Source organism: Cohnella faecalis, assembly GCF_003570905.1.
GTDB lineage: Bacteria > Bacillota > Bacilli > Paenibacillales > Paenibacillaceae > Cohnella > Cohnella faecalis.
Genome location: NZ_QXJM01000048.1, coordinates 142,915 through 156,379, shown reverse-complemented (window position 1 = coordinate 156,379; position 13,465 = coordinate 142,915). Strand labels below are relative to the sequence as shown.

The window sequence follows — 13,465 nt, the reverse complement described above, 5'->3', positions numbered from 1 at the left end:
GTTTCTTCTAGGATCTTATAGTTCATGACGCTGTTTAAGCCGACCTCCGCAATACAGAGGTTTTTGGATCCAGTTACGCGATGAAGATAATGGCATGCATTAAGCACAATGCGCTCAAGATGATGCTGAAGTGCAATACGCAATATCGCTTTTGCTTGCTCGATTTTATCCGCATTTTGACTTGGTGATAAAGCCCGAAACAAAAACGAGCAACAAGCGGAAAGTGTTTCTTGTTTTGTACGAATCCCCCTTCCTCGTTCAATTCATAAAATCTGTAGAATTCCTCGACAAATCGATTGGTGCCGTAGGGGCTAGCCCATTGTTTTTCCTTCTTCATACATTTGAATCCGATCATTTCAGTAATTGCGGTATAGAGACCACCGATCGTATTTTCCGTTTTTAATACAGGAAAATAGTCAACAACACGACCTAGCGTTTTTTTGATCTCTATTAATTGAGATCCTTTCCGTGATAGAAAGATGTGTTTCATGCAACTGGTTTCCGAGTCGATCGGCTACCGGAACCGTCTATAACGAGTACTGCCGCGTCTTCAAATCCGGACGGATAAAACGCGCTGGAAGCATGAGCCAGATGATGGTTGATTAGGCGCGTTTTATTGAATAATTCCCTGAATTTCCACGTAAATCCTGGGTGTAGAGTGTCGTTCCCCATGATCAAATCGATATCCTTTAATTGCAACCCTGCCGCTTCCAAACAGTACATTGCCGCATTGCAATTCAAGATCATTTCATCGCTTAAACCGACAGAGTGTTTTAGTCGGCTTAACCGTTCATCTTCAATGGCGTATTTAATCTCCCCATCCACTATGAGACAGCCGAAAAAATCATGCCAAGAACCACCGAGGCTCAAAATATTCATCGAATTATCTCCCTTAAAAAATCAAACATTTCCACGCTCACTTAGGTATTTTCGGCTGATTTTACCAGATGGTGGCCGAGGAATCTCCTTTACAAACTCGACTACTCCGGGAACTTTATACGGAGGCAAATGCCATTTGCACCAATCTCTGACTTCCTCTGCCGACATCAAGCCGGAACGCACAATTATTGCTTTTACCGCTTCGCCCCAAACCGGGTGTTTGGTTCGGTGCACGACGGCCTCGGCAATACCGGGCATGCTTGTGATAACACGTTCAACCTCCAATGGTGCGACCTTTAATCCAGATACGCAGATTAAGTCGTCCAATCTTCCATAAATCTGAAGAGAACCATCAGGTGATAAGAATCCTATATCGCCGGTACAAATCGTATTGTTTCCAAATGAAACAACAACTTCATGAAAATCACTCTCTCTTTCCGCTACAGCCACCTCTAGATGAGGCAAGGGCTTGCCGACATCCGATGCAGAAGCAGGGTCGTCCGCAATCGAAATGCACCCTATCTCCGAACACCCATACTGCTGATAAACTTGCTGCGAATTCTTTTTTATTGTTTGTAGCAAATCGTCTGTTAGCGGCGAACCAGAACTGATTATTTTATAAAAATGCAAAGGTTCCTTTTGAAACGAAGCAGCGAGATGAAACAAAAAGGGGACTCCATAGACAACCGCGTTCCTCGTCGATCTTACCATCTTCGCTATGTGTTTTGGGTTTTTGTCGACTACAATAATAGGTTTAACCCTTCTGGCAAGAGCGGCAAGCATTCCGACCAACCCAAAAGAATGATACACGGGAACCAGGATCAATGGTATGTCGCTATCCGCCCATGCGATCGCTTTATTATAGGAATCAATTTCAACATCGACGTCTTTCCATAATCGACGAATTAGCTTTGGCGTCCCACTCGTTCCTGAACTGCACTGGAATAAGGAAGGCTCCTCACGAGAAGCCTTCCTACCAAGAGGAATTATTTCCCGGCATGTCTCATGCAGTAAAAAGAACTTCCCGCCCTCTTAGCAATTTCTTTAGCCGTCTGAAGAGGAGTCTCTCCATTCAGCAGCAAAACCGAACCCCCTCTCTTTCAAGTATAAAACGGCGCTTAATATTGCCAAAGGGGATTTCAAACAAACGGCGAACATGAAATCAGCTGGGAATGCAAGTCGTTCATTTTTGCAAATTGAGGAAACCAATTTTGCACTTCCTGCTTTCCGTGATGACTTTGATCGACGGAAATCATATGTTTCACTTCCCTTTAGGCGTTCTTCAGAAATAAAAATCAACCATTTCCATTGATGAATGTCTCTTTGGTATCTTGAACGGGTCTCCTATTCCAATATCCTTTATTTTTATGCTTCTATCCCCAATTATTTGTAACAATATATTTTTGATAATCTTCGACTAATCTGATGATCGTTTCTCTTTTAAATAGTTTTATTGAATACTCCATAGTTAATTGAATTTCGTTTTGCGCTTCATTACCTTGTAGATTTAAATTATACTTGGCGTACCATTGCCTACAGCAGATGGAATAAATTCAATATTTGAAGTGTCGTGCTCGCTATTCGAATATAAATTCGAGTTCAATCCGAACATCGCGTCAAACAGTACACTTCGGCTAGGTTCCGCTGTTACACCCAATTTCTCCACCAACATTTCGAATGGAAAAGTCTGGTTATCGTATGCCTCAATTGTATTTTGCCTTATTTCTTTCAAAAATTCCATAAATATTTTATCTTTATCGACTAAATTCCTCATACAAATATTGTTGATCATAATCCCCATAATGTTGGCTAAATCGACATGTGTCCTTCCAGCGACTGGCGTTCCTACAACAATGTCTTCCTGTCCCGAAATTTTGGAAAGTAAAATGGTAAATGCGGAGAGCAATACCATATAAAGCGTCGTTTCCGTTTCCAGAGACAGCTGTTTTAAACTCATCGTCGTTTTTTCGTCTAGAATGAACCCGACTTGATCTCCTTCATAACTCTTGTAAGACGGCCGAGGGTAATCCGTTGGCAACGCCAGTTTTGGAATTTCGCTCGAAAATCGATTCAGCCAAAATCGCTCTTGCTTTGCAACCTGTTCATTAAGAAATACATTGCGCTGCCATTCCGAAAAATCTTTGTATTGCAAGCGTAACGGTTCCAATACTTTCCCGTGATAAATTTCAATGAATTCCCGCTCTAGAATTTCCATCGACAACCCATCTGCAATAATGTGGTGTAAATCGTATAGCATCATGTGGCGTTGTTCCGAAAGTCGGATCAATCCTACCCTTAGCAACGGAGCTTGATCGAGTGAAAACGGTCGCACGAATTCACTGACAATAGAGCCTACTCCATCCAGATCAGCTTGCCAATAATCAATCTCAAATTCTACGTCTTGATGAATTCTCTGTACCGGTTCTCCCGTCATCCAATGAAAAGAAGTCCTCAATGATTCATGTCTACTTATTAATGATTTAAATGCGAGCTCAAACCGATTTCTATCCAATTCCCCATTGATAAAATAGCCTTTCGGCATATTATAGGTTTTATCTTGCGGGTTCATTTGATTTTGGATAAATAACAGTTTTTGAGCCGAGGACTGCGGATAATACTCCCTTTCATCCGCTGGTGTTATGAGTTTGTAAGAGCTAATTTCTTTATTTTGAATCAAATTTGACAATGCTTTAATGGTGGACGTCCGGAAAATATCGCCAATTCGAACATCGACGTTTAATTCCTTGCTCACGGCAGAAGCCATCGCGGAAGCCCGCAAGGAATGGCCGCCAATTTCAAAGAAATTTTCACCGATCCCTATTTGTTCGCGGCCGAGCACTTGTCTCCATATGGAAACCATTTTTTGTCAAGTTCATTTCTCGGCGCCTCGTTGGCGACTCCAAAATCATAATTACCTTCTGGCGACGGCAATGCTTTCCGGTCCAGCTTCCCGTTGGGCGTCAGCGGCATCTGCTCTACCTGCACGAAGAACGACGGGATCATGTATTGGGGCAACATTTCCGACAAACGCTTCCTCAGTTCCGCTGTGCCAAGATTGCCGTTCGCGACGAAATAGGCGCATAAATACGCGCTTCCTTCTTCATCCTTACGCGCGATGACCGTTGCTTCCTTGACCGATTCGTGTGACCGAAGCGCCGATTCCACTTCGCCCAATTCAATGCGGTGGCCGCGGACTTTCACTTGCTCGTCGATCCGTCCCAAGTATTCGATGTTCCCGTCCGGCAGCCAGCGCGCCAGGTCTCCCGTCCGGTACATCCGCTCGCCAGGCGCGAACGGGTTGGCTACGAATTTCTCCACTGTGAGCTCCGGTTGATTCAAGTAACCTCTTGAGACACCGTCGCCCGAAATATACATTTCCCCGGCAACACCGATCGGAACCTCCTGCATGTAGGAGTTCAATATATATATTTGTACGTTGGATGCAGGAACCCCAATCGGTACCGATGTATACCCCTTGCTCCGGCATCGAACAAATACACTGTACAACCAACGACGGTCTCCGTCGGTCCATACTCGTTATAGATCTCTACCTTGCCTTCAATTTTTCGTAAATGCTTTGTGCTAATGCATGGCTGAAATCTTCTCCGCCCACGATCAACCTCTTCATGCTGGTGGAAGAAGATAGATGCACATCCGTTTCGAGCAGCTTAAGTGGCTCGGCGTTGATTTGACGTTACATCCTTGTACCTGCCGCTGATTACCGGAAAATAAGTTGGTATACCATGGGAGAACCAAGCATCCGTTATTAAGCGAATTATAGAGGAAGACAAGGTGGACTACTCAATTAACGCCGAGCCACTTAAAGCTGCTCGAAACGGATGTGCATCTATCTTCTTCCACCAGCATGAAGAGGTTGATCGTGGGCGGAGAAGATTTCAGCCATGCATTAGCACAAAGCATTTACGAAAAATATGAAGGCAAGGTAGAGATCTATAACGAGTATGGACCGACGGAGACCGTCGTTGGTTGTACAGTGTATTTGTTCGATGCCGGGAGCAAGGGTATACATCGGTACCGATTGGGGTTCCTGCATCCAACGTACAAATATATATATTGAACTCCTACATGCAGGAGGTTCCGATCGGTGTTGCCGGGAAATGTATATTTCGGGCGACGGTGTCTCAAGAGGTTACTTGAATCAACCGGAGCTCACAGTGGAGAAATTCGTAGCCAACCCGTTCGCGCCTGGCGAGCGGATGTACCGGACGGGAGACCTGGCGCGCTGGCTGCCGACGGGAACATCGAATACTTGGGACGGATCGACGAGCAAGTGAAAGTCCGCGGCCACCGCATTGAATTGGGCGAAGTGGAATCGGCGCTTCGGTCACACGAATCGGTCAAGGAAGCAACGGTCATCGCGCGTAAGGATGAAGAAGGAAGCGCGTATTTATGCGCCTATTTCGTCGCGAACGGCAATCTTGGCACAGCGGAACTGAGGAAGCGTTTGTCGGAAATGTTGCCCCAATACATGATCCCGTCGTTCTTCGTGCAGGTAGAGCAGATGCCGCTGACGCCCAACGGGAAGCTGGACCGGAAAGCATTGCCGTCGCCAGAAGGTAATTATGATTTTGGAGTCGCCAACGAGGCGCCGAGAAATGAACTTGACAAAAAATTGTTTCCATATGGAGACAAGTGCTCGGCCGCGAACAAATAGGGATCGGTGAAAATTTCTTTGAAATTGGCGGCCATTCCTTGCGGGCTTCCGCGATGGCTTCTGCCGTGAGCAAGGAATTAAACGTCGATGTTCGAATTGGCGATATTTTCCGGACGTCCACCATTAAAGCATTGTCAAATTTGATTCAAAATAAAGAAATTAGCTCTTACAAACTCATAACACCAGCGGATGAAAGGGAGTATTATCCGCAGTCCTCGGCTCAAAAACTGTTATTTATCCAAAATCAAATGAACCCGCAAGATAAAACCTATAATATGCCGAAAGGCTATTTTATCAATGGGGAATTGGATAGAAATCGGTTTGAGCTCGCATTTAAATCATTAATAAGTAGACATGAATCATTGAGGACTTCTTTTCATTGGATGACGGAGAACCGGTACAGAGAATTCATCAAGACGTAGAATTTGAGATTGATTATTGGCAAGCTGATCTGGATGGAGTAGGCTCTATTGTCAGTGAATTCGTGCGACCGTTTTCACTCGATCAAGCTCCGTTGCTAAGGGTAGGATTGATCCGACTTTCGGAACAACGCCACATGATGCTATACGATTTACACCACATTATTGCAGATGGGTTGTCGATGGAAATTCTAGAGCGGGAATTCATTGAAATTTATCACGGGAAAGTATTGAACCGTTACGCTTGCAATACAAAGATTTTTCGGAATGGCAGCGCAATGTATTTCTTAATGAACAGGTTGCAAAGCAAGAGCGATTTTGGCTGAATCGATTTTCGAGCGAAATTCCAAAACTGGCGTTGCCAACGGATTACCCTCGGCCGTCTTACAAGAGTTATGAAGGAGATCAAGTCGGGTTCATTCTAGACGAAAAAACGACGATGAGTTTAAAACAGCTGTCTCTGGAAACGGAAACGACGCTTTATATGGTATTGCTCTCCGCATTTACCATTTTACTTTCCAAAATTTCGGGACAGGAAGACATTGTTGTAGGAACGCCAGTCGCTGGAAGGACACATGTCGATTTAGCCAACATTATGGGGATTATGATCAACAATATTTGTATGAGGAATTTAGTCGATAAAGATAAAATATTTATGGAATTTTTGAAAGAAATAAGGCAAAATACAATTGAGGCATACGATAACCAGACTTTTCCATTCGAAATGTTGGTGGAGAAATTGGGTGTAACAGCGGAACCTAGCCGAAGTGTACTGTTTGACGCGATGTTCGGATTGAACTCGAATTTATATTCGAATAGCGAGCACGACACTTCAAATATTGAATTTATTCCATCTGCTGTAGGCAATGGTACGGCCAAGTATAATTTAAATCTACAAGGTAATGAAGCGCAAAACGAAATTCAATTAACTATGGAGTATTCAATAAAACTATTTAAAAGAGAAACGATCATCAGATTAGTCGAAGATTATCAAAAAATATTGTTACAAATAATTGGGGATAGAAGCATAAAAATAAAGGATATTGGAATAGGAGACCCGTTCAAGATACCAAAGAGACATTCATCAATGGAAATGGTTGATTTTTATTTCTGAAGAACGCCTAAAGGAAGTGAAACATATGATTTCCGTCGATCAAAGTCATCACGGAAAGCAGGAAGTGCAAAATTGGTTTCCTCAATTTGCAAAAATGAACGACTTGCATTCCCCAGCTGATTTCATGTTCGCCGTTTGTTTGAAATCCCCTTTGGCAATATTAAGCGCCGTTTTATACTTGAAAGAGAGAGGGGGTTCGGTTTTGCTGCTGAATGGAGAGACTCCTCTTCAGACGGCTAAAGAAATTGCTAAGAGGGCGGGAAGTTCTTTTTTACTGCATGAGACATGCCGGGAAATAATTCCTCTTGGTAGGAAGGCTTCTCGTGAGGAGCCTTCCTTATTCCAGTGCAGTTCAGGAACGAGTGGGACGCCAAAGCTAATTCGTCGATTATGGAAAGACGTCGATGTTGAAATTGATTCCTATAATAAAGCGATCGCATGGGCGGATAGCGACATACCATTGATCCTGGTTCCCGTGTATCATTCTTTTGGGTTGGTCGGAATGCTTGCCGCTCTTGCCAGAAGGGTTAAACCTATTATTGTAGTCGACAAAAACCCAAAACACATAGCGAAGATGGTAAGATCGACGAGGAACGCGGTTGTCTATGGAGTCCCCTTTTTGTTTCATCTCGCTGCTTCGTTTCAAAAGGAACCTTTGCATTTTTATAAAATAATCAGTTCTGGTTCGCCGCTAACAGACGATTTGCTACAAACAATAAAAAAGAATTCGCAGCAAGTTTATCAGCAGTATGGGTGTTCGGAGATAGGGTGCATTTCGATTGCGGACGACCCTGCTTCTGCATCGGATGTCGGCAAGCCCTTGCCTCATCTAGAGGTGGCTGTAGCGGAAAGAGAGAGTGATTTTCATGAAGTTGTTGTTTCATTTGGAAACAATACGATTTGTACCGGCGATATAGGATTCTTATCACCTGATGGTTCTCTTCAGATTTATGGAAGATTGGACGACTTAATCTGCGTATCTGGATTAAAGGTCGCACCATTGGAGGTTGAACGTGTTATCACAAGCATGCCCGGTATTGCCGAGGCCGTCGTGCACCGAACCAAACACCCGGTTTGGGGCGAAGCGGTAAAAGCAATAATTGTGCGTTCCGGCTTGATGTCGGCAGAGGAAGTCAGAGATTGGTGCAAATGGCATTTGCCTCCGTATAAAGTTCCCGGAGTAGTCGAGTTTGTAAAGGAGATTCCTCGGCCACCATCTGGTAAAATCAGCCGAAAATACCTAAGTGAGCGTGGAAATGTTTGATTTTTTAAGGGAGATAATTCGATGAATATTTTGAGCCTCGGTGGTCTTGGCATGATTTTTCGGCCTGTCTCATAGTGGATGGGGAGATTAAATACGCCATTGAAGATGAACGGTTAAGCCGACTAAAACACTCTGTCGGTTTAAGCGATGAAATGATCTTGAATTGCAATGCGGCAATGTACTGTTTTGGAAGCGGCAGGGTTGCAATTAAAGGATATCGATTTGATCATGGGGAACGACACTCTACACCCAGGATTTACGTGGAAATTCAGGAATTATTCAATAAAACGCGCCTAATCAACCATCATCTGGCTCATGCTTCCAGCGCGTTTTATCCGTCCGGATTTGAAGACGCGGCAGTACTCGTTATAGACGGTTCCGGTAGCCGGATCGACTCGGAAAACCAGTTGCATGAAACCACATCTTTCTATCACGGAAAAGGATCTCAATTAATAGAGATCAAAAAAACGCTAGGTCGTGTTGTTGACTATTTTCCTGTATTAAAAACGGAAAATACGATCGGTGGTCTCTATACCGCAATTACTGAAATGATCGGATTCCAAATGTATGAAGAAGAAAAAAACAATGGGGCTAGCCCCCTACGGCACCAATCGATTTGTCGAGGAATTCTACAGATTTTATGAATTGAACGAGGAAGGGGGATTCGTACAAAACAAGAAACACTTTCCGCTTGTTGCTCGGTTTTTGTTTCGGGCTTTATCACCAAGTCAAAATGCGGATAAAATCGAGCAAGCAAAAGCGGATATTGCGTATGCACTTCAGCATCATCTTGAGCGCATTGTGCTTAATGCATGCCATTATCTTCATCGCGTAACTGGATCCAAAAACCTCTGTATTGCGGGAGGGGTCGGCTTAAACAGCGTCATGAACTATAAGATCCTAGAAGAAACGCAATTTGAAAACGTGTTCGTCCAACCGTCCGCGGGGGACGCAGGCATGGCAATTGGCAGTGCGTTGTTCGGTTACCACAACATCTTAAATCAACCTAGAGCAGCTAAAGGACAAATCTTTAGTCCCTATTTGGGAAAGGAATACTCGGAAGATTCAATAGAAGCAGAATTAAATAAGTATTGCGATAGATTGCATGTGGAGAAATTGGAAAATGTGGTCGAAACGACAGCGCGGCTGATTTCCGAAGGGAATATTATCGGTTGGTTTCAAGGAAGATCCGAAATCGGACCGCGTGCTTTGGGGAATCGGAGCATTCTAGCGGATCCTCGAAGGGCGGAGATGAAGGACATCATCAATTCCAGAATTAAACATCGAGAAGCATTCCGTCCATTCGCACCCATTGTACTAGAGGAGCAACAAGAACAATACTTTTTCATGCGGCATCCTTCGTATTATATGATGTTCGTGCCATATATTGAACCAGATAAACGCAAACAGATTCCGGCAGTAACCCATGTGGACGGTACGGGAAGGTTACAAACCGTTAGTAAGCAGTTGAATCCAAAGCTGCATAATCTCTTGACGGCCTTCTACGATCGAACCGGCGTCCCCGTCTTGTTAAACACATCGTTTAATGATAACGGGGAGCCCATTATAGAATCGCCCTCAGACGCGATCCGATGTTTCTTGAACATCGATTTGGATTACTTGGTGATTCATGACTTTATCGTTTCAAAACGAAAAGCTTCCGTTTCTTGAGTATGTAGTTTCTTTTAGAAACAATTTACGTATTAAAGGAGAGTAAAAATGACAAGAGAAGCAGTATTAAATCAACTCACCACTATTATCCATCAGTATTTAGAAGTGGAGATTCCAGAAACGGTAACGGAAGAGAGCCGTCTATTCGATGACTTATCCATCGACTCCATCATGGTGCTTCAACTGATTGTGTATATAGAAGAGGAATTCAATGTTACCGTACCTGAAGAGGACCTCGATCCGTCAGTGTTCTTCACCTTAGGTTCGCTCGTTACGTTTATTCAGCAGCTTCAAGCTGGTAGTGGTAGGTCGACGAATTAATATGTGCAATAAATTGAGACTTGGAATTGTCGGATTCGGCAGAATCGTGGAGCTCGTACATCTGCCTATTATTAAATCAATAGAGGAAATCGAAGTTCATGGGGTTTTCGACATCACCCTCGAACGACGGGTACTTGCGGAAAAACGAGGGTTTTCGGTCTATGCATCGTTGGAAGAAATGCTGCGCAGTCCGATCGATGCCGTACTGATCGCCACGCCGCCGAATTCGCACTTTTCGTTAGCCGTTCAAGCGCTAGAAGCGGGAAAACACCTTATTGTCGAGAAGCCCGTTACGGTAAATGCCAGGGAAGCGACGAAACTGCTACAGCTTGCCCGCAAAGTTGGCAAAACCGTCACCGTCTTTCAAAACCGCAGGTATGATGGAGATTTTCTTCTCGTTAAGAAAGTGATTTCGGAAGGAATGCTGGGCGAAATCTTGTTTGTGGAAAGGCGCTACGACATGTTCGGCACGGGTGACTTCTTCGGAGTCAAATCTTTTCACCCCTCCTGGCGAAACGAATTCCATTTTGGAGGAGGTGCATTGATGGATTGGGGTGTGCATCTTGCCGATCAATTGCTTCAACTAGAGCTTGGGCAGATTCAGGAACTTACTTCCACTTCCGAAAACTTACGCTGGGGCAAGAGCGAAGCCGAAGAATATGTTCACGCCAATATGAAACTGACCAACGGTATACTGATGTCAATGTGCGTAAACTTCGGTTCGGCTGCACGAGCGAATTCTTGGGTTGTGGGAGGAGACAAGTCAACCTTGCAAGTCGTCTCCGATAAAGAAGCATACTTGTATCGGAAAGGAGCCGCGCCCGAGTTGATTCAGGTTCCGGATACGAAACGACATGCAGGTAAAGAGATATACATGTCTCTTGTTAATCATATACAGAACCTTGGGGATCTTGCCGTTCCGCTCGAGCAAGCAGTCGAAACCATGACTCTATTGGATGCCATTCGTTATTCGAAGTTGTGTAATAGGAGGGTCGAATATGGGGATTTTGCTGTCGGCACCGCAGACGGAGTTTGAAATTATTGAAGAAGAATGGAGAGATGCCGTTAAACAAATCGCCAAAAGGGGGGAGTTTATCGGTGGTGCTTCGGTGGCTCGATTTGAAAAGGCCTTCGCAGAATATATTGGCGCACAGGGAATGGTCGGTGTGGGCAACGGTACGGATGCCCTAATTCTAGCATTAAAATCACTCGGAATCGGCCCCGGCGACGAGGTGATCACCGTTGCCAATACGTTCGTGGCGACGGTGGCAGCGATACATCATGTCGGGGCGCGGGCTGTTTTGGTAGATTGCGATGAAAGAACATATTTAATGGACATCGGCAAAGTTACGCAAGCCGTTACGGCAAGAACAAAGGCTATCATAGCGGTGCATCTCTATGGACAAATGGTTGACCTTCACGAGCTTCTTCCATGGGCGGAAGAACGTGGAATTGCGGTAATCGAAGATGGAGCGCAGGCTGTTGGGGCAAGGCTATATAATCGGGCAGTGGGAAATTGGGGCCAACTCGCATGTTTCAGCTTTTATCCAGATAAAAATCTCGGAGCATTTGGAGATGCGGGCGGTATAACCGGATCATCTCCAGAACTTTTGTCCACATTGCGAAAACTTCGTAATCATGGTGGGGAGATGCGCTACCAGCATGAACTCCCGGGTTTTAACAGCCGTTTAGACCCTATTCAGGCTATCGCTTTGGACATCAAATTAAAATATATAGAACAATGGACGGCCAAAAGAATACAAATTGCAAAATGGTATGAACACGAGCTTAACGGGATTTCCAATGTAGTCTTACCGTGCCATCGAAACGATCAAAGCCATGTATTTCATCTATTTGTCATAAGGGTGCCTGACCTTGCGCGCAGTTCTCTCATGAAACACTTGCAAAAGAAAGGAATTTTGACAGGCATACACTACCCTACCCCTGTTCATCTGACCCCTGCTTTTTCTTATCTTGGGTATGGGCCCGGTGATTTCCAGACAAGTGAGAAAGCTTCCAAGGAGATTTTATCGCTTCCCATGAATATAACCGTTTCCGAACAGGATGTGGAAACCGTGGCGAAAGAAATTCGGAATTTACTTGGCGGTGTATCCATTTGATCTGAGGCATCGCTATTGAAATGAGGTGTACTCTTGTTGCTACTTGATAAAGAGCAAATTAAACCCGATGACTTGGTTAATTTAGCCCCTTTGGAATGCTTGTGTTCATCCGTTCTTACAGGGCTGAAACTGGCAGGTTTGAACCATCATTTGTTTCTTGTGAATTGCTGGGATGTTCAATTTCATTCTAATTATTTGATGTCATGTAGAGAAATTGAAGATTATGAGAAAATCGATAGGATTTACGGGACCCGATCCGATTTTTTCGAAAATGGCAGCGTCGAGCATTTGGAAGAAATTTTCGACTCAGGCGGAGTTGCCTATTTCCTCTGTTTTGCTTCGAGACTGTCATACTTCCCAAAAGCTTTTTTGAGCTATGAAGCGACCGGACTTGCCCACTCCGTATTGTTATCACGATATAACAAGAAGAAAAACAGCATATTGCTGATCGACTCCCTTGTTGATTATATCGATGAGATACATGCTAAGGATTTGCAATCTGCATCCCTTCTGGACGATAAACTGATTTACTTTACGCAGTGTTTTTCGGAGAATTCTAAATCGTCAAGCCCGAATCTCTATGAGATTTTTACAGATGCCACTGAGAGAAATCTTTCTGTTTATTCGAAAGGGAAAGGTAATCGCGGCGTAGGTGCGCTTATGATGTTTCAAAAAGAAACGTCCAGTTCGATCAATTGGGATCAATACTCACTAGACAAGTGGGTGGATATGAACAAGGTCACTATGACTTCGATTATTCGCATGCGCAAATATGTATGGAATAGTTTTCAGTCTTTAGGAGTCATGTCTCCGGATTTTATTGAAAGAGGAGATCTGCTGGTCAACGAAGTGATTCGGCAGTGGAACTCGCTTATCTTTTTAATGTTGAAATACAAAAGAAACTTTCAAAATGCTGCACTAATCGATTCAATTATTCGAAAAACGGATGATATCAAAAATGCCGAAATCAGAATGCTTGAATATCTGAACGGGTTCCGTTAA

At 44.1% G+C, this 13,465-nt stretch carries 12 protein-coding genes and 2 pseudogenes; 10 read left to right on the top strand and 4 right to left on the bottom strand.

The genetic code is table 11. The features are described from left to right. Positions 1-486: 486 nt before the first annotated feature. From D3H35_RS27035 to D3H35_RS27015, 4 genes are all read right to left on the bottom strand, one after another. Positions 487-879, bottom strand: coding sequence for a hypothetical protein (locus D3H35_RS27035; protein WP_119152226.1), 393 nt, complete (start codon positions 877-879; stop codon positions 487-489). Between the two features lie 21 nt (positions 880-900). Next, positions 901-1,866, bottom strand: a complete 966-nt coding sequence (locus D3H35_RS27030; RefSeq protein WP_233568187.1) for an AMP-binding protein — start codon at positions 1,864-1,866, stop codon at positions 901-903. A 520-nt stretch (positions 1,867-2,386) separates the two neighbouring features. Continuing rightward, a complete protein-coding gene (locus D3H35_RS27020; protein WP_158594301.1) occupies positions 2,387-3,718 on the bottom strand; it encodes a condensation domain-containing protein in 1,332 nt (443 codons plus the stop codon). Then, positions 3,697-4,386 carry an AMP-binding enzyme gene (locus D3H35_RS27015; RefSeq protein WP_119152222.1) on the bottom strand — a complete coding sequence of 230 codons (690 nt, stop codon included), beginning with the start codon at positions 4,384-4,386 and terminating at the stop codon, positions 3,697-3,699. Before D3H35_RS27015 ends, D3H35_RS27020 begins: the two co-directional genes overlap by 22 nt. Positions 4,387-5,033: 647 nt before the next feature. On the opposite strand from D3H35_RS27015, the gene D3H35_RS31010 reads away from it, so the two are divergent. The 10 genes and pseudogenes from D3H35_RS31010 (at position 5,034) to D3H35_RS26955 (ending at position 13,465) form a co-directional block, all read left to right on the top strand. After that, on the top strand, positions 5,034-5,174 hold the full coding sequence (locus tag D3H35_RS31010; protein ID WP_158594300.1) for a hypothetical protein: 141 nt from the start codon (positions 5,034-5,036) through the stop codon (positions 5,172-5,174). Beyond that, a complete protein-coding gene (locus D3H35_RS27000) occupies positions 5,150-5,554 on the top strand; it encodes an AMP-binding enzyme (RefSeq protein ID WP_158594299.1) in 405 nt (134 codons plus the stop codon). Before D3H35_RS31010 ends, D3H35_RS27000 begins: the two co-directional genes overlap by 25 nt. After that, positions 5,533-7,087, top strand: a pseudogene (locus D3H35_RS35150) (condensation domain-containing protein). Before D3H35_RS27000 ends, D3H35_RS35150 begins: the two are co-directional and overlap by 22 nt. Positions 7,088-7,112: 25 nt before the next feature. Then, a complete protein-coding gene (locus D3H35_RS26980; protein WP_119152216.1) occupies positions 7,113-8,351 on the top strand; it encodes an AMP-binding protein in 1,239 nt (412 codons plus the stop codon). A 152-nt stretch (positions 8,352-8,503) separates the two neighbouring features. Beyond that, positions 8,504-9,269: pseudogene (locus D3H35_RS34350) on the top strand (carbamoyltransferase N-terminal domain-containing protein); the annotation flags it as partial. 39 nt (positions 9,270-9,308) lie between these two features. After that, positions 9,309-10,022: a carbamoyltransferase C-terminal domain-containing protein gene (locus D3H35_RS34345; protein WP_325050170.1), complete on the top strand. Its 714-nt coding sequence runs from the start codon at positions 9,309-9,311 to the stop codon at positions 10,020-10,022. Positions 10,023-10,070: 48 nt separating this feature from the next. Beyond that, positions 10,071-10,343 (top strand): phosphopantetheine-binding protein, encoded by a 273-nt coding sequence (locus tag D3H35_RS26970; RefSeq protein WP_119152215.1) that lies wholly within the window; start codon positions 10,071-10,073, stop codon positions 10,341-10,343. Position 10,344: 1 nt separating this feature from the next. Further along, on the top strand, positions 10,345-11,379 hold the full coding sequence (locus tag D3H35_RS26965) for a Gfo/Idh/MocA family protein (protein WP_119152214.1): 1,035 nt from the start codon (positions 10,345-10,347) through the stop codon (positions 11,377-11,379). Beyond that, on the top strand, positions 11,342-12,463 hold the full coding sequence (locus D3H35_RS26960) for a DegT/DnrJ/EryC1/StrS family aminotransferase (RefSeq protein WP_158594295.1): 1,122 nt from the start codon (positions 11,342-11,344) through the stop codon (positions 12,461-12,463). The genes D3H35_RS26965 and D3H35_RS26960 overlap by 38 nt, the downstream gene beginning before the upstream one ends. 33 nt (positions 12,464-12,496) lie before the next feature. After that, positions 12,497-13,465, top strand: a complete 969-nt coding sequence (locus tag D3H35_RS26955; protein WP_147355958.1) for a hypothetical protein — start codon at positions 12,497-12,499, stop codon at positions 13,463-13,465.